The organism is Aliifodinibius sp. S!AR15-10 (genome assembly GCF_031569985.1).
In the GTDB taxonomy this organism is placed as follows: domain Bacteria; phylum Bacteroidota; class Rhodothermia; order Balneolales; family Balneolaceae; genus JAMQKA01.
Genome location: NZ_JAMQKA010000013.1, coordinates 1 through 22,732 on the forward strand (window position 1 = coordinate 1; position 22,732 = coordinate 22,732).

Genomic DNA, 22,732 nt, shown 5'->3' on the forward strand with positions numbered 1-22,732 from the left:
ACTATACCCCCACCCACGCCTCGTGGCTGAACCAGGTGGAAATTTGGTTCAGTATCCTCACGCGAAAAGCCCTGAAAACCAACAGTTTTACCTCGACCGATCAGGTCCGCCGGACGATCGATGCGTTCACCAAAGCGCACAATAAACAGGCCGCTCCCTTTGAATGGAAAAAGAAGTTCGTCAAACCGGGAAAGCTGTCGGATAATTACGCTGATTTATGAATCTAAGTACTAGCATTTAGTTTGGATTTGATTATTGGTTTTTAGAATAAAAATGACATGGCGTTATCCCAGCTTCTGCTCAAGACGCTGCAGGGAATTTCGTATCTCCTTCAAGACCTGCAGCGTTTCACTGTCTTCTTCAGAACCCGAACCGATATTTTCCGTTACGATATCTCGTTGTTCAAGTACTTTTTGTCGGAACTCAGCCGCACCGACGATGCCAATCAGTGTCAAGTCACTACCGGCCTGTGGATTGCTGCTGGCCGTTTCAATCTTAAGCACACTCAAGCCGAATGCTTTCAGAAGGGGACCTTCTTTAAAGGTGAGATCCTGTATTTTGTCCAGTGGTATATTTTTTTCGGTATGGAAGATGAATCCTTTCTGAAACCGGAGTGATCGGGTGGTTAGTTCGCATTCCAGACGGTCGAAATATTTGCCGATGAAATAGGGGGCTATCGGAACCCATAGCAATAGCAATGGAATTCCCACAATGGTAATCGCAAGAATTAAAATTCCATATATCAACAGATACTTCTTGATATCCGGATTGAAATACGCTTTTTGGATAACCTTTGCCTTTGCTTTCATTTTAAATCCCTTTCACATGTTTTTTTAAATGCAATGAAGAATCCCGATGCCACAAGGGCCTACGTCTGATATCGAGATTTGATTCAAAAAAAATCATAGTATATTCTGTTTGAAATCACCAATGCTATCAAAATTACCAGAAGATGTCGAATAAGTATACGCGACGCAGTTTTTTAGAAAATATAACCACGGCAACCCTGGGCGCTATGGGAGCCGGATCGCTTTTATTCAGCAGCCATTCTTCATCAGAACCAGATACCTTGGGCAATGAGCTTCCCGAGGGAGCAACCATCCTGTTCCAGGGCGACTCCATTACTGATGCGGGTCGCGACAAGGATAATGCCAATCCCAACGATCCGTGGGCGCTGGGACAGGGATATGCTTTCCTGGCGGCTGCAGCGCTCAGACATTCAATGGCCGCAAAGAATCTGCAGTGCTACAACAAAGGAATCAGCGGCAATAAAGTATTTCAGCTGTCCGATCGTTGGCAGCAGGATTGCCTTGCCCTGGAACCCGATGTTCTGAGCATCCTGATCGGGGTCAACGATTTTTGGCACGCACTGAACGACTATGACGGTACGGTGGAGGTATATGAGAAAGATTTTCGGGCCCTTTTAAAGCGCACCAAAGAACAACTTCCGGATGTACAGCTGATTATTGGTGAGCCATTTGTTGTGGAAGAGGGCACGGCTGTGGATGATCGCTGGTTCCCGGAATTTCCTCTTTACCAAAAAGTAGCGAGGCAGATAGCAGAAGGTTTTGACACCGCTTTTATTCCCTATCAACAGGTGTTTGATTCGGCTTCTGAAGAAATGGAACCGACCTACTGGACCGCGGATGGCGTGCATCCTACCATGGCGGGGGCTGAACTGATGGCCCAGGCCTGGCTGGAAACGTTCAGAAGACTGTAGTGAAAGCCTTTCCCGTGCGAGGCACTGCCGACGTTGGTCGCACAGAACGTTAAAGTTCAATCTTCATTCCCTGCTGAATATCGTGGGAGATGCTAAATCCACCATTTACTTCGACCACATACTTAGCGGGACGTTCGGATTGGAAACGTCCTTCCGCAAACGGCTGGGTGTTTTGGTGAATACGAACAATTTCCAGGTCTTCATTAACAAAAATGATGTCGAGCGATAAAGGAGTATTGGCCATCCAAAAGCTGCGGGGCTGTTCATCCTCAAATATAAATAGCATTCCTTTATTAGAGGGAAGCTGGCTCACATCCATTAGTCCGGTACTGCGCTCATCATCATCGTCGGCTACAGCCACATCAATTGTGGTGATGGGATTACCCGACATATTAAGGAAAGTGACCTGACGCGTGTATTCCAGGGTCCGGCCTTTGGTTTGATTGTCTTGAGAACTCTCCGATTTTTCCTTTTGGCAACTCACACATAGGATCAAAGAAGCTAAAGCCAATAATGTGATGCACAGGATCCGGTTCAAACGAGGAAATTTCATACTATTTATTTTCGTTTAAAAGTAAATCGTACATTGATACACGATTATTACTCGCGACCTTACATATATCAACTGATTATAAAAAGACAATCACAAAACTGTTAGGTAAAAATCAATTGGAATTTTTTTTAAATTCTTATCAAGATTAAGTGTGTTTTTAATCTAATGTGGGCCGAAAAGTAGAGATTCTGTTCCAGTTGTAATTTAGCCATTTTCAGGGTATCTTTAGATGCTTTTAAGTGAGCGCCGCGAGGTACTCACTTTTTTTTGTACTTAAAGCTCGTAGAACGGTGAGAAATAAGGTTATAGAACAACTAAAGGAATTAGCACAATCGGTTCTGGCAAGAACCGATTTCTTTTTGGTAGATGCTGAAGTGAAAGGCGGTAATGAAACGATTATCTGGATATATATTGATGCCGAGGATCGCGGCGTTAATATGGATGAATGCGCAGAAGTCAGTAATGAATTGAGTTTTGTGCTTGATGCACATGAACTTATTAATGGTAAATATCGCTTAAACGTCTCTTCCCCGGGATTGAGCCGTCCGTTGACCGACAGGCGCCAATATCCCAAGAACAAGGGAAGAAAAGCGCGGATCAAATATAAGTCTGACGGAGAATATCATAAGCTGGAAGGTGTTCTTCGCGAGATTGAAGAAGCAAATATTATTGTTGAGAAAGATGATGGCTCTACACAAGCCATCGGGTTTGACCAACTGGTAGAAACCAAGATCATTCCATCGATTAATTAGAGATTAGAGTGAGGAGCTAAATACATGGATAACGATATTTCAAAACAGATTGTACAATCATTTGCTGAGATAGCAAAAGACAAAGATATCGACAAGGATCTTTTGCTTTCTATCTTGGAGGATGTTTTCCGAACGATGATCCGGAAAAAGTACAATGAGGATGATGACGCATTTGAGGTAATCATTAATGCCGACCGCGGTGACATTCAAATCCTTCATATTCGAGAGGTGGTTCCGAAGGAAGAATTCACAAATGAAGTAACAGAGATAACACTCGAAGATGCCCAGAAAAATGATCCGGACCTCGAGCTCTATGATGAGTATGCACAGGAACTTTCGATCCAGGACTTTGGTCGCCGTGCAGTGATGATGGCGCGGCAACAGCTGGCCCAGCGCATTCGAGAGATTGAGAAGGATAATATTTTTGAGGAATACAGCGACCGTGTCGGCGAAATTGTACTTGGCGATGTCTACCAGGTTCGGAACAAGGAAATACTCGTCAACCATAACGGAGTTGAGCTGGTACTGCCCAAAAGCGAGCAGATTTATAAAGATCGCTACCGCAAGGGCGATACGATTCGTGCCGTTGTCAAAGAGGTTCGACGCCAGGGAGGAACTCCGGCTGTCATTATATCGCGAACCTCATCGCTTTTCCTGGAGCGACTCTTTGAAAATGAAATTCCGGAAGTATATGATGGCATTATTGATCTAGTGGAAATTGCCCGCGAGCCGGGTGATCGTTCCAAGGTGGCCGTCCGCTCGCATGATGAGCGCGTTGATCCCGTGGGTGCTTGCGTCGGTATGAAAGGGATTCGAATTCATGCCATCGTTCGGGAGCTGCAGAACGAAAATATCGATGTAATCAACTATACGGATGATAAGCACGAATTCATTAAGCGGGCACTTCAGCCGGCAAAAGTGTTGCGGGTTGATTTGAGCTCCGATGGTTCTCATGCCGATGTACTGGTTCCCGCCGATGAGGTATCGAAAGCGATTGGAAAGGGCGGGGTGAATATCCGGCTGGCCTCAAAGCTTACAGATACGGAAATTGATGTGTATCGCGAAGTTGAGGAGGAAGATGACATCGATCTTCAGGAGTTTGAAATCGACTTTGGTCCACAGGTGATTGAACTGTTGCATGATATCGGTTGCGACACGGCTCGTGCAGTACTTGAACTCGATGAAGAGGAGATTGTGCGCCGCACCGATGGCAAAATCAATGAACAGGAAGCGGAACGAATAATTGATATTATTGCCTACGAATTTGAGGACGAAGAGTAGGCCCGAAATTATCCTTTTTGTGCTTACCAAAGCATAAGCAAGACCTTTTTATAAATTACTTTAAATACACTATATATCTGGATATCTTAACGGGTTATACAGGTATATCGACAAAATTCATTTATGTCCAAAAACAACAAGCCAAAAAAGCTTTTTAAAGTAGCCTCAGAGTTTAATGTGTCTACTCAATCTATTGTAGATACGCTCAGGGAGGAAGACTTTAAGGTCGAAAACAAGCCCAACTTCAAGATCACCTCTACTATGTATGAGGTGCTGAATGAGGTGTATGGGGCCGACAAAGAACGTAGCATGAAGCATGAAAAGGCCCGCGAAGCGTATGAGAGCCGACGCGAGCAGATTAAGGCCAGTCGTAACGAGAGTGTATCGATCGATGATTTCCTTGAGCCCATCGATGAAGACCTCCCTCTTGAACCCGAAGATGAAGATGAGGATGAAGGCACAATTGCGGGTCTGAAACCTCAGGATGAAGAGGAGGAAGAGGATCTGCCAGAAGAAAAGGCCGAAGCGGAAGAGCAGGAAGTTGAAGAAGAAGCTGTAGCTGAAGAAGAAAAAGCAGTTGAAGAGGAGGAAGAAACTCCAGAGAAGGAAGAAGCCGACCAGCAGGTTAAAGCAACAGCAGAAGACGCCGTTGAGGAAGAAGAACCTAAAGCGGAGCCCGAGGAGGCTAAGTCCGAAGTAGAAGAGGAAGCTGTTGAAGAAAAAAAAGAGGAAGAGGTTAAAACAGCCGCTGAATCAGAAGAGCAAGAAGAGGACGAAGAGGCTCAAAAAGTAGAAGCGGAAGCTGATTCTGAAGTTGAAGAAACCGAGGACGAGGTTGAAGAGGAAGTAGCGGAAGATGAAGATATTTCCGACGAAGATGAACAAGATGAAGTTGAAGAGGATGAGACGGAGGAAGAAGATGAGGACGAGGAAGAAGATGAAGAAGAAGGCATAATCCGGGGGCGGGCAGGTCGTCTTGAGGGAACCCGCGTAGTTGGTAAAGTAAATCTCGGTTCCAAGAGCTCAGGCAAGCGCCGGAAAAAGAGAAAGCGTAAGAAAGATCGGTATGATGATGACGATGATTATCAGTCCTCAAAAAGCCGTAAGCGCAAGAAACAGAAAGATGACGACGAACAGGACAGTGATCGTAGCCGTAAAAAGAAGAAAAAGAAAAAACGAAGCCGCCGCAGAGATCGTGTCGACGAAGATGATGTAGAGCAGAAGCTCAAAGAAACGATGCAGAAAATGCAATCCTCCGAGACGGTTGGAAGTCGCCGGCAAAAACGTCGCCGACAGCGACGTGAAGAACGCGAAGAGGAAGAGCAGCTGCAGGCAGAGCTTGAAGAGCTTGAAGAAGATATTATTGAAGTAACTGAATTCGTCACGGTTAGTGATCTGGCTGATCTGCTTGACGTGAAGGCCAATGATGTGATCACGACCTGTATGAATCTCGGCATGATGGTATCTATTAACCAGCGGCTGGATGCCAGCACTATTGAGCTCGTTGCCGAGGAATATGACAAGGAAGTTGAGTTTATCGATGCCGAGGAAATGATCGAGGAGATTGAGCTAGAGGAGGATGATCCGGAAGATCTTGAACCGCGTGCGCCGATCATTACAGTAATGGGTCATGTTGACCACGGAAAAACCTCTCTGCTCGACTACATCCGTAAAGCCAAAGTAGCTGAAGGTGAAGCGGGCGGTATTACGCAGCACGTGGGTGCTTACGAAATTCAGACCGAGGATGGACGCAAGATTACCTTCCTTGATACCCCGGGTCACGAGGCATTTACCGCCATGCGTTCTCGTGGTGCACAGGCCACTGATATTGTAATTCTTGTGGTTGCAGCTGATGACGCCGTTATGCCGCAGACTATTGAGGCGATTAACCACGCCAAAGCAGCCGGTGTTTCCATTATAGTGGCTATCAACAAGATGGATAAACCGGGTGCAAATCCTGACAAGATCAAGCAACAGCTGGCAGAACATGATGTCATTGTGGAGGAATATGGCGGGGAGAATCAGGCAGCTCTTGTTTCAGCAAAAACAGGAGAGGGTATTGATGACCTGCTCGAAAAAGTTCTTATCGAGTCTGAACTGATGGAGCTGAAAGCCAATCCTGATCGAAGAGCAGATGGCGTGGTCCTTGAATCCCGCGTCGATAAAGGCAAGGGTACTGTAGCCAACGTCCTGATCCAGAACGGAACGATGAAAGTTGGCGATCCATTCGTTGCCGGGCCATGCTTTGGTCGTGTACGAGCCATGGAGAATGAGCACGGTGAACGTGTTGAAGAGGCCGGGCCATCGACTCCCATTCAGCTTATGGGCTTTGATGATATTCCGCAGGCCGGAGACAAGTTGGTAGTAACGAAAGATGAGAAGACAGCGAAAGAAATCTCCAACCAGCGGCAACAGATCAAGCGCGAGCAAGAGCTCCGCAAAACTAAGCATCTCACCCTCGACGAGCTTTCACGCCGTATGGCACTGGGTGAAGTATCCGAGCTCAATATCATTATCAAGGCTGATGTCGACGGTTCTATTGAGGCCCTTTCCGGATCGCTTCAAAAACTCAGTACCGATGAGGTCGGAATTAATATTATCCATACCGGAGCCGGAGCTATTACCGAATCAGATGTGTTACTTGCTTCTGCCTCTGATGCGATTATCATTGGTTTCCAGGTGCGACCAACCTCGAATGCGCGAAGTGTCGCTGAGCAGGAAGAAATTGACATACGCTTGTTCAGTGTTATTTATGATGCAGTAGAAGAGGTTAAGGACGCAATGGAAGGTCTCTTGTCGCCTGAAATTAAAGAAGAGCTGGTTGGTAACGCCGAAGTTCGTGAAATATTCAAGGTTTCAAGCGTAGGTACTATTGCCGGTTGCTACGTTACCGATGGAAAGATTGTCCGAAATAATCCTGTACGTATTGTTCGTGACGGCGTTGTAATTTATGATGGCGAAATTGATTCGCTGAAACGCTTTAAGGATGATGTCAAAGAGGTACAAACAGGGTATGAATGTGGTATCAGCATTGTCAATTACAATGACCTGAAAGTTGGGGATGTAATTGAGAACTACGCCGTTGTTGAGGAGAAGCGTACGCTGGAAGATGCACGCAAAGGCAATTAATTTTTCCTGAATCTTTCCACTAGGCAAGCTTTTCGTAATAACTATTTAAATTTTCTGTAATGAGTATTCGAACCGAACGGTTGGGCGCTGTAATCCAACGCGATCTTGGAACCATTATCCAGAGGCAATACCAGAAATCCGGGACTTTTATTACTGTCACTGCCGTAAGGTTGACGGAAGACCTAATGATCGCCAAGGTTTTTATCAGCATCTATGCGCCCGGTCGCGATGAGGATGCAATCTACAACCATCTGGAGGAGCATAAAGCCGCCATTCGTAAAGAGCTTGCTTCCAAAATTCGGCACCAGGTGCGAAAAATTCCTGAACTTCACTTCCAAAAGGATGAGACGGCCGAATATGTCGATAAGATGGAAAATCTGTTCGAAAAAATTCGCAAAGAGCGCGAAGAACGTAATAATGATGAGCAAGAATAAGGGCGATGGCCAGAGGAATTCCGCTTTCCGAACTCACCTTTTTTTCAAAAGACAATTTGCCTGATTTAACTTTTGATTTCCAATCTGGTGCGGCTTTCCTTGTCGATAAACCCAAGGGGTGGACGAGTTTTGATGCTGTAAAATATATCCGTAAAGCAGTTGACCTGCGCAAAGTCGGGCATGCAGGCACGCTGGATCCCATGGCTACAGGTTTACTCATCATATGCTGTGGAAAAGCGACCAAGAGTATCGAACAGATTCAAAAGTTACAGAAAGAATATGTCGCCGAAATCACTTTTGGTGGGAGCACTCCCAGTTATGATGCAGAAACAGATGTAGAGAAAACCGCCCCCTATAAACACATCACAATCGAGAAAGTAGGAGGGATGCTAGAAGATCATTTTTCGGGAACTGTTGAACAGGTTCCCCCAATGTATTCCGCACTTAAATATGGCGGTAAGCCGCTGTATGAGCTGGCCCGTGAGGGGAAAGAGGTTAAGCGCCATGCCCGGCAGGTGACCATCCATGATACTGAGATCCTGGATTTTGAGCTGCCAACACTAAAGCTTAAGATTAAGTGTGGAAAAGGAACATACATCCGTTCTCTTGCTCATGATTTGGCCATTTATATGGATAGCCTTGCCTATCTCACCGCTTTGGAACGGACTGCTATCGGGGAGTACCTTAACAGTGATGCTTTGACAATCGAAGAGTTAAGTAAAATTGAATTATCATAATTATGGCTGAACTGGTTTACCTGGATGATGTGAAGCGCGACCCGGCTTCAGTAGTAACAGTGGGCACATTTGACGGAGTCCATAAAGGACACCGCGTGCTGATGGAAACGGTATTGAAAAAAGCAAAGAAACGAGATGCCCGCAGTGTAATTGTAACGTTTGATCCGCATCCCCGCGATATAATCAGCCCGGGAGAAAAGGGGATAAAGTTGTTAACGACCCTGCAGGAACGCCGCGAAATACTCGAGGATATCGGGATCGATCGGATGGTGGTCATCCCGTTTGACCGGGACTTTTCTCTCTTGAGTTCTGAGGAATTTGTTGAGGATATCATCTATCAAAAAATTGGTGTTGGTGAATTTGTGATCGGTTATGATCATCATTTTGGGCGTAACCGGGAGGGGACCATTGAGACTATTGAAAATCTGGGAAGTGAACTTGGTTTTGATGCCTATGTGGTCTCCAAACAGGAAGTGGGAGATAAAACGGTAAGCAGCACCGTTATCCGAAATGCGATAAACGGGGATGGCGATATTGAGCTGGCAACCGAACTGTTGGGACGATATTACATGCTGAATGGCACCGTGGTCCACGGAGATAAGCGTGGGAAAGAGATCGGCTATCCCACGGCCAATATCATGCCGGAACATCCTAATAAAATTATTCCAAAAGATGGTGTCTATGCAGTGAAAGTGCGTGTAGACGGGCAGTGGTTCAACGGGATGATGAACATCGGTACCCGCCCCACATTTGAAGGAGAAGATAAACGCACGCTTGAAGTCAACTTGTTTGATTTTGATGATGAAATATACGGCAAAAGCCTGCAGGTTCGGTTTGTAAAACGAATCAGGGATGAGAGAAAATTTAGTGGCGTTGATGAATTGGTGGAGCAATTACGGGAGGATGAAAAGCAATCACTGCGCATATTAAAGAATGCCTGAAATATTGCAAACCAAACATTTAAAGCTTATCTTTGTTGGCTACTAAGATTATATACAGATTTCCATTTTAATACGACTGAATAACCAAGAATTACGAAAGCAGATGTCAATAACTAAAGAACGAAAAGAAGAACTTGCAGAAAAATTCGGCGGGTCTAAAGACAATACGGGCTCAACCGAAGCACAAATTGCTATTTTTACTGAACGGATTTCTCACCTGACCGAACATCTGAAAGGGAATGAGCAAGACCATGCATCCCGAAGAGGATTGCTGCAAATGGTAGGTAAACGACGACGCCTGCTGAACTATCTCAAGAAAAATGATATTGAAAAATATCGAGAACTTATTGAAGAGTTAGGTATCAGGAAGTAATTTTCTACAAAGCCGAGGCACGTTGATTCAACGTGCCTTTTTTCTATATATGACCGATTATATAGACTTTGCCTCGGTTCTTTACGTACAAAAAGGCATTTAAACATGTTAGTTTGAATTATTGACTTAAATAAGGTTATGGAACAAAATCTAAAAAGTATAGAGTTTGCACCCGGTAAGACACTGTCAATAGAGACAGGCCGCTTAGCCAAACAGGCAGATGGTGCAGTTGTTGTACGAATGGGCGATACGATGGTATTGTGTACCGCCGTTAGCGCAAAGGAAGCAAAACCGGGACAGGATTTTTTCCCGTTAACTGTTGATCTTCGCGAGAGTTTTTCGGCTGGGGGACGTTTTCCCGGCGGATTTATCAAGCGTGAAGGACGCCCTTCGGATAAAGAGATTTTATCAAGCAGATTAATCGACCGCTCAATACGTCCGCTTTTTCCGAATGGGTATTATAATGAAACCCAGATTATTTGTACCGTAATCTCCTCTGACGGCGAAAATGACGGTGATGTGCTTGGTGCTGTTGGTGCCAGTGCAGCGCTTCATATTTCCGATATCCCGTTTGAAGGTGGTCCGATGGCAGAAGTCAGGGTTGGACGCGTTGACGGTGAGCATGTCATTAATCCAACGATCTCTGAGCTTGAAGAGAGTGATATCGATATGATTGTTGGTGGTACGGAAGACAGCGTGATTATGATGGAAGGGGAGATGGAAGAGATCTCCGAAGCTGAAATGTTAGACGCCATCAAAGCTGGACATGAGGCGATTCAGAAACTTTGCCAGTTCCAGGAAGAGCTGCGCGAAGAGTTTGGAAAGCCCAAAAGAGAATTTGAGCCTGAAGAGGTTGATGAAGAACTAAAGAGCAAGGTTTATGAGCTTGCTCAGTCAGAAATTCAGGATATTGTTACGACAGGTCTCGGCAAAGAAAAATACAGTGAGCGCCTGAAAGCCGTGAAAGATAACACGGTTGACAAGCTTGTTGAAGAGAATGAAGAGCTGGCCGAAGTGGAAGAAACAATCCGAAATATCTGCAAGGATATTGAGAAAGAAGAGCTGCGCGGTCTCATCCTGAATGAGAAACGCCGTATTGACGGTCGCAGCCCAGAAGACATCCGCGATATCTGGACGGAAGTTAGTTACATGGCCCGTACGCACGGATCTGCAATCTTTACCCGTGGGGAAACCCAGTCGCTTGTTTCTGTTACCCTCGGTAGCAAGAAAGATGAACAGGCGATTGACACGCTGTTTAATGAAGAAGCAAAGCACTTCTTCCTGCACTACAACTTCCCGCCATTCAGTGTTGGTGAAACTGCGTTTCTGCGTGGACCCGGTCGTCGTGAGATTGGTCACGGCCATCTTGCAGAGCGTGCGCTGAAGAAGATGATGCCTTCTTTCGAAGAGTTTGGATATGTTATCCGTGTAATTTCTGATATTCTTGAATCCAACGGCTCGTCTTCCATGGCCTCCGTTTGTGGTGGGTCCATGGCCCTGATGGATGCTGGTGTGCCGCTTAAAAAGCCGGTTGCCGGTATTGCGATGGGTATGATTGTTGGTGAGAATGAATCCGTCGTGCTTTCTGATATCCGCGGCGAAGAAGACTTCATGGGTGATATGGACTTCAAAACGGCTGGAACCCGGGACGGTATCACAGCTACCCAGATGGATATGAAAGTTGAGGGTATTTCCTTTGAAGTGCTGGAACGTGCTCTTAAACAAGCAAAAGTAGGACGTCTGCACATTCTGGATAAGATGAGTGAAACGATCACTGAACCCAGAGAGCAGCTTTCTCGATTTGCCCCACAACTGCTTAAGATGGAGATCGATGCCGATGACATCGGGGCTGTAATTGGGCCTGGTGGAAAAGTTATTCAAGGTCTGCAGCGCGATACCGATACGGAAATTCATGTAGAGGAAGATGAAGATCGCGGTAAGGGACTGATTACGATCTCTGCCGACAGCCTCGAGAAAGCAGAAACCTGCAAAAAACGCATCAAAGAGATCCTCGGTGATCTGGAAGAAGGTGCTGTATATCACGGTACCGTTAAAGCGATCAAAGACTACGGTGCATTCGTTGAGATTGTGCCTGGAAAAGATGGTCTGCTTCACGTTTCCGAGATCAATCACTCACACGTTAAAAATGTGAGCGACGTGCTTTCCGTTGGAGATGAGCTCGATGTGAAACTGCTGAAGGTAGAACGAGGCGGCAAACTTCGACTCTCTCGCAAGGCTCTGATCCCCAAAAATGGAGATGAAGAGTAAGTATTTATCTTTTTCTGTTCTACTGTACTGAACTTAACGCCGTTCTTTCTGGTTTCAGGGAGGATGGCGTTTTTTATTTAAAAAGTTTTACTCCAATCAAATATATAGTGTTATATGACATCTATGAGTAATGTGAATGAAATTGATTTTGTTGAAAAAACAACACTCGACAACGGGTTAAAGATTGTTACTGAAAAAATTGAGAGTGTAAAAAGTGTTACTGCGGGGATCTGGGTAAAAACCGGGAGTCGCAATGAAACAGATAAGCAGGCGGGCATCACGCACTTTCTCGAACATATGCTATTTAAAGGCACCGAAACTCGCTCATCGTACGATATCGCAATGAGTATGGAATCGGTTGGGGGATACTTGAATGCGTTTACCTCCTCGGAATATACCTGCTATTACTCGCGCTGCCTGAATACACAGCTCGACAAAGCACTGGATGTACTTTCTGATATGATTCTGCATCCTACATTCCCCGAAGATGAGGTAAAAAAAGAGAAGAAGGTTGTTATTGAAGAGATGAAGATGTACCGTGACAGCCCTGACGACTACCTTTTTGAGGAGTTCAGCGGGAATGTTTTCAAAAATCACCCGCTGGGACGCCCGGTGATTGGTTATGAAGAAACTGTTTCCAACTTTGAGCGAAGTGACCTTTACGATTACATGGATGATCGATATCAGCCGTGGAACCTGCTGGTTTCTGTGGCTGGCAATGTGGAACACAAGGAAGTAGTGGAGATTGTACAACGATATTTCGGTGAGATTGAATCAAAAGAACGAGCAGAGAGCGAACAGCATCTGAACGACTATGTTCCGGGCCAGCAAACGTATACCAAGTCCATTGAACAAACCCACCTTATATTAGGCCGAAGGGGACTGCATTTTGATCACGATGATAAATACCGTCTTTTGCTGGCTAACACTGTTTTGGGAGGAGGGATGAGCTCTCGTCTTCACCAAAACGTGCGTGAGAAATACGGCTACTGCTATTCCATCAATACGTTTAATCAATCCTACCGGGATACGGGATTATTTGGTATTTACGTTGGGACCGACAATGATTATGTAGATCATGTCCGCGAGCTGATTAACAAAGAACTGCAGAAACTCCAGGATGAAATTATCCCTGATCAGGAGCTTGAAGAGGCAAAGGCGCAGCTCAAAGGGAAACTGGTGCTGTCGTTGGAGAGTACCAGCAACCGAATGTCGAGACTGGCCAAAAGTGAATTGTATTACGATCGTTTTGTAACGATTGATGAGCTGATTCAAGAAATTGACGGGGTAGAAGCGGAAGAGATCAAAAAATTTGCTATCGGTTTCTTTGACAAGGATCAGTATTCTGAGGCTCTTTTAATTCCCGAAGAGTTAAGCAGCAAAAAAGTAGGATAGCAGGTATTGCGTTAGCGTCACCAATCGAATAAAAAAACACCCGCCCACATACTACTGGAGCATGCAGGCAGGTGCGTGGTTGAACGGGAAACCTATGAAGGTTTCACGCATTTAAACGTAACTATTCTCTAAAGTGATAAACCGACAACAATGTAAAGCTGTTCGGTATCAGGATTCAGGATAACCGAGCCACTCAGCGGAATGGTGAGGCTTTCAGTAACCTGGATATCCTTGCTTGTTCCCACACCGATGTTCACAACAGTGAATTCGTCATTGTCTGGATCGGTTGGTGTAGGGCCTGCAGCCGAATGCCAGCCGTCACCAGCACCTATGAACAGGTCGGCAGCTCCTGCAGAATACCCGAGCTCGAAGTACACATCATCCCCTGCAGAACCGTCACCGGCAAAGATGTAGTTCGCGGAAAGGGAAAGATCGCCAACTCCGTAGCCCCCATTTAATTCAAAGGCATGAGCTCCGTTATCGAAATACATGGTGCCGGGATAGTAGTAGTCTGTGATTCCGAGGCTCAAGCCGAAATCAAAACTGTATCCTGCATAGAGGTCCATCTCCTGGAACCCATCATAGCCTTGCGAACCCCAGGCCCCGATAGCAAATCCACCTGAGCTGAGTTCCACATACGGCTGGATGGAAGGACCGGAATAGGCAACACCACGCCATACATACGTGCTGTAGAGGTCAGCACCAGCCGTGATCTCTTGGGCTTTGACAGGTTTAAATTGCGTACTGAAAAGTACGATGAAGAGTCCTGTCAATAAGTATTTTAAGAACTTGTTGTTGGTATTCTTAATCATAATATTTCCTGTGATATAATGTTTAATCAATTACTTGGTGGTTGAACATTTATTAGAAGCCGGCGGGAGTAATCGCCAAATAAACTCCCGTCGACTTCATTTTTTGACGTATAGTAGGAATTGTATTAAACCTCACCTTCAATAAATTCGTCGCTTCCAACGAATTCGGGGTAAGCTCGGTTATCGTGTTCGTGAAGGTCAAGGCCTTTGGCTTCAAGCTCGCCGTTAACACGGAGACCAACAGTGGACTTGATGATATTGAACAGGATGTAGCTTACCGTGAATGTCCATAAGAAAGCTGCAGCAATACCAAGCAGTTGAACTCCAATGATTGAAGGATCAAAGCCTTGCGTGCCAAACAGTCCGGCAGTCGTGTCGAACAGACCGGCGGCAAGCGTACCCCAGGCACCACAAACACCGTGAACGGCGATAGCACCAACGGGGTCGTCAACGAACGTCTCCAACCATTCTGAGGCATACACTACGATGATACCAGCGATAGCACCGGTAATGATAGCGAAGCCGGGGGAGAGGTTTGCACATCCAGCGGTTATACCAACAAGACCGGCCAATACACCATTAATGGTCATTGGGGCGTCAGGTTTTCCGAACTGGAACCAGGTTACAATCATAGAGAAGGTAGCACCGGCACCAGCTGCAAGGAATGTATTCATGGCAATCAGCGCAATGCTGGTGTCACCAACCGTGGTAGAGCCAGCGTTAAAGCCGAACCATCCGAACCAGAGAATAAATACACCTAATGCAGCAAAGGGAAGACTGTGACCCGGAATGTGAACAGGGTTACCCTGATCATCATACTTTCCAACACGTGGTCCTACGACCAGCGCACCAGCCAAGGCCGCCCAGCCGCCAACAGAGTGTACGACGGTAGATCCGGCAAAGTCAATAAAGCCGAGACCTTCCAACCAGCCACTTCCGTTAAAGAGACCGCCCCATGCCCATGATCCAAAGACCGGATAAATGACGCCTGTAATCAGGATAGAAAAGACAAGGTAGCCTGTAAATTTCGTCCGTTCAGCCACTGCTCCTGATACAATTGTCGCGGCGGTTGCCGCAAATACGGCTTGGAAAATGAAGAAAGCCCAAGTCCATGTTTGATCTTGTCCTTCAATGCCAGTTAAAAAGAAACCATCGGTTCCAATCCAACCTCCTGCGGTAGTGCCAAACATGAGGGCAAAACCGACAGCGAAAAAGACCAGACCGCCTGCGCCAACATCCATGAAGTTCTTCATGATAATGTTGACAGCATTTTTAGATCGGGAAAACCCAGCCTCTAAAAGAGCAAATCCAGCCTGCATAAAGAAGACCAGAATTGCAGCCAGTATAGTCCATACGTAGTTGATATTAGTTTGCGTAACGGCATCCTGCAAAACTGCAGTCTCTGCCGCAAATGCACTTGTCGTCCCAGTCACTATAAATGCCAGGATCATAATGCAGTATTTAATCATTTAAACACTCCAGTAGTTTTATTGAGATTTAGAATTAACCTAAATTTGTTTTGATCTCTCAAAACAGTTCCTAAAGTATTTAGTAAAAAACTAATTGTCAACTAATAAAATAAATTTTTTGTTGGAATGTACTAAACTATATAAGGAGGGCGCGGGTACAGTTTCTGCAGGCTTAAGCGATTGGCTGATAAGCCTTAAGTTTTTTAAAAGAGGTTATTTGGCGTGTATTTGAGATATAATTCGATTAAGCTTGATTTATCGAATGCAAATATCTCTTAAAAAAATTAGGAAATCAAGAAAAAATACAAATAAAAATTAGGAAGAGAGGTAGCGTTCAATATTTCCGGCAATGATATTCCAGGTTTCTGTTCGAGTTTTGTCTTCATTTTCCAAAAGTGTTAAGCGAAACCCGTTTTTATTGCTTGCGAAACCACTTAGCGGCACGACACAAATTCCGGTGGCTCCCAAAAGGTAATAGACAAATCGTTTGTCAAGTGTCACATCCAGGACGTTTTTTTCAACCAGTTCCCTGATTCGGCTGTTATCGATTTGCAGGAATTGCTGGTCATTTAAAACATCCTCATCAAACAGAACCGTCATATAAAATGCACCCTGTGGCTTGATAACCTGCACACCGTCAACCTTGGAAAAAATTTGATAGGCCTCTTCCGCCCGCTGACTGAACATCTCTTTTCGGCGCTCCAGGTGCTTTTTGTAGCGTGGATCTCCCATAACACGGGGAATAGAAAGTTGTGGCAGGTTGGTTGAACTTACCTCCAGCATTTTAGCATTGATTAGCGTTTTAATATAAGTTTTGAAGGCGGGATACTTATCTTGATTAAAAACTTCAATCCAACCGCAGCGGGCACCAGGCCAGGGATATTCTTTTGATATACCGCGCAGCGCCATACCTGGTACATCACCAATTACTTCACTCAGGGAAGCGGTATCCGAACCGTTGTAAATAATATTAGCATAGATTTCGTCGCAAATCATAAACAGACGGTGTTCTCGGGCAATATCCACCATCTCTTTTAGAATTTCCTTTGGATATACGGCTCCTGTCGGGTTATCCGGGTTTATAATGAGCATGCCGGCAATGGAGTCGTTGTATTTCACCTTGTTGCGGAGATCCTCTATGTCCGGCATCCAGTTATTGTCTGGATCGAGTTTATAGGTGAGGTGCTTGTAACCGGAGTGTGCAGCCTCTGCCGATGAGTGGGTTGAGTAAGCAGGAGAGGGACCAATGACGCGTGCCTCACGCTTTAGGTACCCGAATATTTTACCTACGGCATCGCCGAGCCCGTTAAAAAAGATAATCTCGTCAGAAGAGATCTGGCATCCGCCCCGCTGGTTGACAATATCAGCTAAAAATTGTCTTGTTTCGGGGTTGCCCTGTGTGGTACTGTAGCTATAGCTGCTGTCGTCCTCCACCAGGTCAATGATAATATCCTTGATCCACTGTGGCAGCTTTTCTCCTTTTTTAATGGGATCACCGATATTTTCCCATGTGATCGGTACACCAAGCTCCTGAATCTGGTTCGCAAAGGCCACAATCTCCCTGATCTCATATGTCAGCTGACCAGAGCCGTCGTGTAAAATATTTCTACGCAATTTGCCTTCCTCCTTTGATTCGAGGACAATACTTTTATTTGGTACCATCAGTGGTTTCTGAGTCTACTTATAAAACTTAAAAAAGTTGTTATTCTTCTATAGAAAATAAGTTCCAAGGTTAAAAACAATACGGCTGAATTAAAAGCCTAAATTTCCCCAAAACAGTTTTCAATACAAGTTATAACTACGCAATACCAAGCTTAGTATCCATGCTGGAGAACGTTGGAAATCAACCCTTGGTAACCTTTTGAAAGTAACTGCAATAACTCCTATTCTTGGGTACACTTTTTCATCATGAAAGAGTAGTGCCAGTTTGTAAAGGAAAATAAAAATCAGCTATACGTATTCCAGATGATCTACATAAAGAATCTTGCCGATCACGTTGACCAAGATGTTACGCTCAAGGGATGGGTCTATAATTATAGAAGCAGTAAGAATTTGTATTTCCTGGAGCTCAGGGACGGCACGGGAATCTGTCAGTGCGTGGTCTCAAAGAGCGATGTTCCCGATGAGGTTTGGGAAGCGGCTGAATCCCTGCGACAGGAGAGTTCTCTTGAAGTGACTGGAAATATTGTGGAGGATGAGCGCAGCATCGGTGGATACGAAATGCATGTCTCTGATATTAAAATTCACCAGGTAGCCGAGGATTATCCCATTACGCCAAAAGAGCACGGCGTGGACTTCCTGATGGAAAACCGCCATCTCTGGCTTCGCAGTCAGCGGCAATGGGCGGCCATGCGCGTGCGCAACGAAATTATCTACGCTATCCATACCTTTTTCCAGGAGCGCGATTTTGTGCAAATGGATGCCCCGATTTTTACCGGGAATGCGGCTGAGGGAACAACAACACTTTTTGAAACAGAATATTTTGATGAGAAGGCGTATCTCACGCAATCCGGTCAACTTTATGGCGAAGCAATGGCGATGGCCCATGGCTTGATCTATACATTTGGCCCCACATTCCGGGCCGAGAAGAGCAAAACCCGCCGTCATCTTACCGAGTTCTGGATGATAGAGCCGGAGATGGCCTATTACGATCTGGAGATGGATATGGACCTGGCCGAAGATTTCATCCAGGCTATTGTTAAGCAGGTGCTGGATCGCCGATCAAAAGAGTTGGAAATATTAGAGCGCGACACGGAAAAGCTGAAAGCTACTGTAGAGAACGATTTTCCCCGTATTTCCTATAACGAGGCTGTTGAGACCCTGAAAAGTGATGAAACAGCTGAGCTCTTGGACCAGATGGTGGAGGATCGCCAAGAGGAGCGCAGTGAACTGATGAAGGAGCGGGAGGAGATCGAAAAAGAGCGGGGTTCGGCAAAGAAATGGCGCAAGGCCCAGATAGATGAACGCATCCGGGAGATAGCAGCCCGTATTGAACAGATAGAGGAGGACCTGCGGAATATTCCGGGCTGGAAAGAATCGGCGTTGAATTTTGAATGGGGCACCGACTTTGGCGGCAGTGATGAGACGATCCTGATGATGCAGTATGATACGCCGATCATAGTTCATCGTTACCCGGCAGAGGTGAAGGCTTTTTATATGAAGCGCGACCCAGAGGACGAGAAGTTGGCACTGGCTTGTGATGTGCTGGCACCCGAGGGGTATGGTGAAATTATTGGGGGCAGTGAGCGAGAAGACGATCTGGGAACCCTTAAAAAACGAATTCATGAGCACGATCTCCCGGAAGATCTTTTCGACTGGTATCTCGATCTGCGCAAGTATGGTTCAGTACCGCATTCCGGTTTTGGTTTGGGATTAGAGCGCACCGTAGCATGGCTCTGCGGACTGGATCATGTGCGGGAGACCATTCCCTTTCCAAGAATGCTAGGTAGGCTTAGACCGTAAATTTAACAAGTTTCAGCAATCAGCAGCTGATGATTGCTAATTAATATGGCCCACAAAAGGCAATAGATTAGATTTTGTAGATTTAAAGGTAAAGGTAATGGTCCGGGAGCACAATTTTACTCGCAACATGATGCGGTTTAGGCCTTCTCTAATTTTTTAAAGGACTGATCATCCTACTCAGCTCTTTTTCAGAATAAAATTGTCCTCTGCTTACAACAGACTGGACACTTGTAGTGTGCTTAATATTCTGAAGAGGATTCTTTGTCAGAATGACCAGATCAGCCATTTTCCCCTTTTCAATGCTCCCGTATGAATCAAGATGATCAAGGAATTTGGGACCGTTGATGACTGAACTGCGCAACGCCTCCGCAGGTGTAAGTCCGGCGGCCTCAACTAACAATTTCAGTTCTTCATGGAGAGACTGCCCTGGAAACAAATAGGGGCTAGTTGGTCCAGAATCAGTACCCGTCAACAGATTAATTCCAGCGTGATGCATTGGCTCAACCATACTAATGAGGCGGTTTGTCATTCGGTTGAGTTCATTCGCAATAATTTTCTTCCCTGATACCTCAACGAGTTTGTCTTGCAAAACAGAATCATTTTGTACATCGATAATGGATGCGTTTTTAATAAGAAGGTCGACTTCTACAGTATGTTGATTGCCGCATGAAAGGATAAATAGACAAAGTAGAAGGGTATATCTGATCATAGTGATTTGATTAATGCGTAATACTGGCTATTTGGAATTGAGAAGTAAAAGGTTAAAATCTCAATTTTATTCCCCAAAACTCTTCATATACTATTTTCCAAAAAATAATTCAGCCTTTCACGTGCTTTTTGAAAATGCTCCATCAGGTTGGGTATTGGCGTATCACTGTAGCCTTCTTTCATATTTTGTTCAGCCTCGTTCAATTCTTTAAGCAGTATTTCTGCCGCCTCTTTTTTAGCATGTGGATCGGTGCTGCCTACTTCGTCAAACCAGATCGGGCTGGTTTCCGCAAAAGGGTAGCTATCCATCATCGGCCACTGCGGTTCACCGCCGGAGACGCGTGCGGTGATCCATCCACCGGTTGGAGCATCAATCGATCCGCTATATGATTTACTCCCGTGATTGTTATTGCCCTCCCTCGTATCTACAATTTCTCCGTTGATAAAAATGGAAACTGAATCATATGGGACGGCTGAGTGTACTTCCAGATTCCATGAAACGCTGGACTCTTCCGTTTTGATTACTTCGCCAACCTGCTGACCATTGACTGAAAATTCCAGCATGGGGCCATTAGTGACAAAACTTTTGCCTTTTTTAACGGCGTCAAGATACCGCCCGGTTGTCAATGCCCCGTCCGGTTTTACATACACACGCGTGGCCCCGACCGCCATCGTCCGGAAGTAATCATTCATCACATCGCTGCCCCCGGATGCCGAGAGTGGAATTCCAAGATTCAGGACCGTGTGCCACAACTCAGCGGTACCGATCTCGTCAGTCCACATGCAGGCTACTTCCAGGAAGTTCACTTCGCCCAACACCGCATCGGCGATAAAATTGATGGGATATTCACTGACACCACCATCGGTGAAAGGATTCCGGATCGAAATGGGGTGCACATATCCACCCAAACCACCTTCGGAACGTACGTGCTGTAGGGCGGTGGCATTTGTTCGATCATCATCGCCATAGACTTGATATCCGGGACCCCAAATCCAGGGCCAGAAGAGGCTTTCGTTCCCAATAAGGGCCACGTGTCCCAAGAAGTGAGATCGGACCTCCTGGCCAAAATTGAGGATAGGTCCTTTGTGGTAGGACCATTCCCAGAGATTCTTTTGTAAAAACCGGTTGTGCAGATTTGCCAGCAGTGGGAAGGCGACATCCAGTGCTTCTCCTTTCATATCAAGAAGCATATCCTGAGGTGCCAAACGGTATGTGCCGCCGTAATTCAGATGAAAGTGATTATCGCCGGAGTACCAGCCATTTTTCTCAGCATCCCACACCCGCTGCAGATCAATGGTAGCCTCGGTAATTTCGTTGGGGGCTACAGTTGTAGTAATGCTGCGTTTGTGTGTTTCAAAACCATGCACTGCTGAAATGGTAACCTTGCCAGCCGGTAAAGTTACTTCCGTTTTGCCATCGGAATAAAAGAACGTGCGGCCATTCTCCCCATCAAATCGAACCGTGCCACTATCAGGCAGCACCGGGTGTCCCGATTCATCCCGAATATTTAACCGAACGGGGGCAGACTTCCCGTCAACAGTACTCTTAATGATCAATCTGCCAGTAGATTCTCCCCAATCCCATTCTTTCACTTCAATCATCTCAGGCGTTCCGCCATTTACACTGATTCTTTTTAATTGCATACGTTCATCGTTCCCGGCCTCCGAAAAGTAGATCCAGTTGCCCTCTGGACCAAATGCTGGCGCCAGAGGCAGTCCTTCACTCTTCGTAAGCAATATTGAGGTGCTTGGGGTTGATAATTCCATCAGGTGTAGTTCGTAACCGCCCTCATCGGGCCAGGTATACACTATATTCTTTCGATCAGGGGAGAGGGCGTAGTCAGCCTGCGAAGCAATGCGACCTTCAAGCAGGGATGTCATCTCTCCGGTACCCAGATTCAGCCGTTCAATAGTATTATAGGATCCCTGTTTGTTTAACTGCAGGAGCAGACTGTCCTGTAAAAGTTCAATTGGTCGTCGCTGAATGCCAGCCCTTTGAATAAGGCGATCTTTCTTTAGTGAATCGAGTCCTACCCGCCATAGGTCGATCACACCTTGTGCAGAGGAGGCATAATAAATTGACTCTCCATCATCCGAAAAGGAGGGATCGAGATTGATCGCCCGGTCGTCGACAATAACGGTTTCTTCACCAGAAGATCGTTCCAAAAGCACTATTTGCGTGTAGCTGGTGTTGTCGCGGATAAACACGAGCTGGTCCCCATCGGGCGACCACTCAGGCCTGGAGTCAGATGCAGGTGACTGGGTTACTCTTTCTGCCTCACCGGTTTCCAGATCCATGATCCAAAGCCACCCTCGTGCAGAGAAGGCCACTTCATCACCCGAAGGAGAAGGGGCGGGGTCCATCGGACCGGCGTTCATGATCGGCAGTTCAAATCCTTCAAGATAAATTTGATGACTGAACCCCTCTACTTTGGGATACCGGTTGGTCCACTGGGCAAACGTTTTTATAGAAACCAATGAGATGAGGATGATAAGAAAACAGGTCTTTTTTAGCATCATATACATTTATAGAGTAAATGATCGTTTGATTTCAGGGGATACTGGGAATCCAGGAATCCTGAATAATCCATCCCGCACGCAAACTGAGCAGGGGAGGAGATTGTAATTTAAAATAGATTCTTTCACGGCTACTCAAAAACTCTGTTAAAGATTTGCATGATGTAGCGAAAAAAATGGA

The 22,732-nt window shown here is 45.8% G+C and carries 18 protein-coding genes and 1 pseudogene; 12 read left to right on the plus strand and 7 right to left on the minus strand.

Annotated features, from left to right (window positions below; genetic code table 11):
• Positions 1-221: pseudogene (locus NC796_RS10415) on the plus strand (IS630 family transposase); the annotation flags it as partial.
• A 63-nt stretch (positions 222-284) separates the two neighbouring features.
• Here NC796_RS10415 and NC796_RS10420 read toward each other — a convergent pair.
• A complete protein-coding gene (locus NC796_RS10420; protein WP_310684336.1) occupies positions 285-809 on the minus strand; it encodes a PH domain-containing protein in 525 nt (174 codons plus the stop codon).
• A gap of 143 nt (positions 810-952) precedes the next feature.
• Between NC796_RS10420 and NC796_RS10425 the strand changes: the two genes are divergently transcribed.
• Positions 953-1,720, plus strand: a complete 768-nt coding sequence (locus tag NC796_RS10425; RefSeq protein WP_310684337.1) for an SGNH/GDSL hydrolase family protein — start codon at positions 953-955, stop codon at positions 1,718-1,720.
• Between the two features lie 49 nt (positions 1,721-1,769).
• Here NC796_RS10425 and NC796_RS10430 read toward each other — a convergent pair whose 3' ends face one another.
• Positions 1,770-2,273, minus strand: coding sequence for a DUF192 domain-containing protein (locus NC796_RS10430; RefSeq protein ID WP_310684338.1), 504 nt, complete (start codon positions 2,271-2,273; stop codon positions 1,770-1,772).
• Between the two features lie 290 nt (positions 2,274-2,563).
• Between NC796_RS10430 and rimP the strand changes: the two genes are divergently transcribed.
• From rimP to NC796_RS10475, 9 genes are all read left to right on the plus strand, one after another.
• Positions 2,564-3,025, plus strand: a complete 462-nt coding sequence (rimP, locus tag NC796_RS10435) for a ribosome maturation factor RimP (RefSeq protein WP_310684339.1) — start codon at positions 2,564-2,566, stop codon at positions 3,023-3,025.
• 24 nt (positions 3,026-3,049) lie between these two features.
• Positions 3,050-4,306 (plus strand): transcription termination factor NusA, encoded by a 1,257-nt coding sequence (gene nusA, locus NC796_RS10440; protein WP_310684340.1) that lies wholly within the window; start codon positions 3,050-3,052, stop codon positions 4,304-4,306.
• A 123-nt stretch (positions 4,307-4,429) separates the two neighbouring features.
• Positions 4,430-7,435, plus strand: a complete 3,006-nt coding sequence (gene infB, locus NC796_RS10445) for a translation initiation factor IF-2 (RefSeq protein ID WP_310684341.1) — start codon at positions 4,430-4,432, stop codon at positions 7,433-7,435.
• A gap of 59 nt (positions 7,436-7,494) precedes the next feature.
• Complete coding sequence (gene rbfA, locus NC796_RS10450) at positions 7,495-7,869, plus strand: 30S ribosome-binding factor RbfA (RefSeq protein ID WP_310684342.1); 375 nt, start codon at positions 7,495-7,497, stop codon at positions 7,867-7,869.
• A gap of 5 nt (positions 7,870-7,874) precedes the next feature.
• Entirely contained in the window at positions 7,875-8,606 is a 732-nt protein-coding gene (truB, locus tag NC796_RS10455) for a tRNA pseudouridine(55) synthase TruB (RefSeq protein ID WP_310684343.1), read from the plus strand.
• A 2-nt stretch (positions 8,607-8,608) separates the two neighbouring features.
• Positions 8,609-9,547 (plus strand): bifunctional riboflavin kinase/FAD synthetase, encoded by a 939-nt coding sequence (locus NC796_RS10460; RefSeq protein WP_310684344.1) that lies wholly within the window; start codon positions 8,609-8,611, stop codon positions 9,545-9,547.
• Between the two features lie 103 nt (positions 9,548-9,650).
• The gene (gene rpsO / locus NC796_RS10465) at positions 9,651-9,920 is read left to right on the plus strand and encodes a 30S ribosomal protein S15 (RefSeq protein WP_310684345.1); all 270 of its coding nucleotides are present in this window, start codon (positions 9,651-9,653) and stop codon (positions 9,918-9,920) included.
• A 138-nt stretch (positions 9,921-10,058) separates the two neighbouring features.
• Positions 10,059-12,188, plus strand: coding sequence for a polyribonucleotide nucleotidyltransferase (gene pnp, locus NC796_RS10470; RefSeq protein ID WP_310684346.1), 2,130 nt, complete (start codon positions 10,059-10,061; stop codon positions 12,186-12,188).
• 114 nt (positions 12,189-12,302) lie between these two features.
• Positions 12,303-13,583, plus strand: a complete 1,281-nt coding sequence (locus tag NC796_RS10475; protein ID WP_310684347.1) for a pitrilysin family protein — start codon at positions 12,303-12,305, stop codon at positions 13,581-13,583.
• A gap of 128 nt (positions 13,584-13,711) precedes the next feature.
• Here NC796_RS10475 and NC796_RS10480 read toward each other — a convergent pair whose 3' ends face one another.
• The 3 genes from NC796_RS10480 to NC796_RS10490 form a co-directional block, all read right to left on the minus strand.
• On the minus strand, positions 13,712-14,395 hold the full coding sequence (locus tag NC796_RS10480; RefSeq protein WP_310684348.1) for a TorF family putative porin: 684 nt from the start codon (positions 14,393-14,395) through the stop codon (positions 13,712-13,714).
• Positions 14,396-14,520: 125 nt separating this feature from the next.
• Complete coding sequence (locus NC796_RS10485) at positions 14,521-15,864, minus strand: ammonium transporter (RefSeq protein ID WP_310684349.1); 1,344 nt, start codon at positions 15,862-15,864, stop codon at positions 14,521-14,523.
• Between the two features lie 315 nt (positions 15,865-16,179).
• A complete protein-coding gene (locus tag NC796_RS10490) occupies positions 16,180-17,478 on the minus strand; it encodes a pyridoxal phosphate-dependent aminotransferase (protein ID WP_409070369.1) in 1,299 nt (432 codons plus the stop codon).
• 351 nt (positions 17,479-17,829) lie between these two features.
• Between NC796_RS10490 and NC796_RS10495 the strand changes: the two genes are divergently transcribed.
• Entirely contained in the window at positions 17,830-19,326 is a 1,497-nt protein-coding gene (locus NC796_RS10495; RefSeq protein WP_310684351.1) for an asparagine--tRNA ligase, read from the plus strand.
• A 148-nt stretch (positions 19,327-19,474) separates the two neighbouring features.
• Here the strand turns inward: NC796_RS10495 and NC796_RS10500 are convergent, their stop codons facing one another.
• Complete coding sequence (locus NC796_RS10500) at positions 19,475-20,035, minus strand: amidohydrolase family protein (protein WP_310684352.1); 561 nt, start codon at positions 20,033-20,035, stop codon at positions 19,475-19,477.
• A gap of 83 nt (positions 20,036-20,118) precedes the next feature.
• Positions 20,119-22,554, minus strand: coding sequence for a CehA/McbA family metallohydrolase (locus NC796_RS10505; protein ID WP_310684353.1), 2,436 nt, complete (start codon positions 22,552-22,554; stop codon positions 20,119-20,121).
• Between the last annotated feature and the right edge of the window lie 178 nt (positions 22,555-22,732).

Bases quoted from the DNA above. Each gene is read 5' to 3' on its own strand.
- pnp (WP_310684346.1), top strand. From the start codon at position 10,059: ATGGAACAAAATCTAAAAAGTATAGAGTTTGCACCCGGTAAGACACTG.
- NC796_RS10420 (WP_310684336.1), bottom strand. From the start codon at position 809: ATGAAAGCAAAGGCAAAGGTTATCCAAAAAGCGTATTTCAATCCGGAT.
- NC796_RS10480 (WP_310684348.1), bottom strand. From the start codon at position 14,395: ATGATTAAGAATACCAACAACAAGTTCTTAAAATACTTATTGACAGGA.
- infB (WP_310684341.1), top strand. From the start codon at position 4,430: ATGTCCAAAAACAACAAGCCAAAAAAGCTTTTTAAAGTAGCCTCAGAG.
- NC796_RS10485 (WP_310684349.1), bottom strand. From the start codon at position 15,864: ATGATTAAATACTGCATTATGATCCTGGCATTTATAGTGACTGGGACG.
- rpsO (WP_310684345.1), top strand. From the start codon at position 9,651: ATGTCAATAACTAAAGAACGAAAAGAAGAACTTGCAGAAAAATTCGGC.
- NC796_RS10500 (WP_310684352.1), bottom strand. From the start codon at position 20,035: ATGATCAGATATACCCTTCTACTTTGTCTATTTATCCTTTCATGCGGC.
- NC796_RS10495 (WP_310684351.1), top strand. From the start codon at position 17,830: ATGATCTACATAAAGAATCTTGCCGATCACGTTGACCAAGATGTTACG.
- truB (WP_310684343.1), top strand. From the start codon at position 7,875: ATGGCCAGAGGAATTCCGCTTTCCGAACTCACCTTTTTTTCAAAAGAC.
- NC796_RS10430 (WP_310684338.1), bottom strand. From the start codon at position 2,273: ATGAAATTTCCTCGTTTGAACCGGATCCTGTGCATCACATTATTGGCT.
- nusA (WP_310684340.1), top strand. From the start codon at position 3,050: ATGGATAACGATATTTCAAAACAGATTGTACAATCATTTGCTGAGATA.
- rbfA (WP_310684342.1), top strand. From the start codon at position 7,495: ATGAGTATTCGAACCGAACGGTTGGGCGCTGTAATCCAACGCGATCTT.
- NC796_RS10505 (WP_310684353.1), bottom strand. From the start codon at position 22,554: ATGATGCTAAAAAAGACCTGTTTTCTTATCATCCTCATCTCATTGGTT.
- NC796_RS10460 (WP_310684344.1), top strand. From the start codon at position 8,609: ATGGCTGAACTGGTTTACCTGGATGATGTGAAGCGCGACCCGGCTTCA.
- NC796_RS10425 (WP_310684337.1), top strand. From the start codon at position 953: ATGTCGAATAAGTATACGCGACGCAGTTTTTTAGAAAATATAACCACG.
- NC796_RS10475 (WP_310684347.1), top strand. From the start codon at position 12,303: ATGACATCTATGAGTAATGTGAATGAAATTGATTTTGTTGAAAAAACA.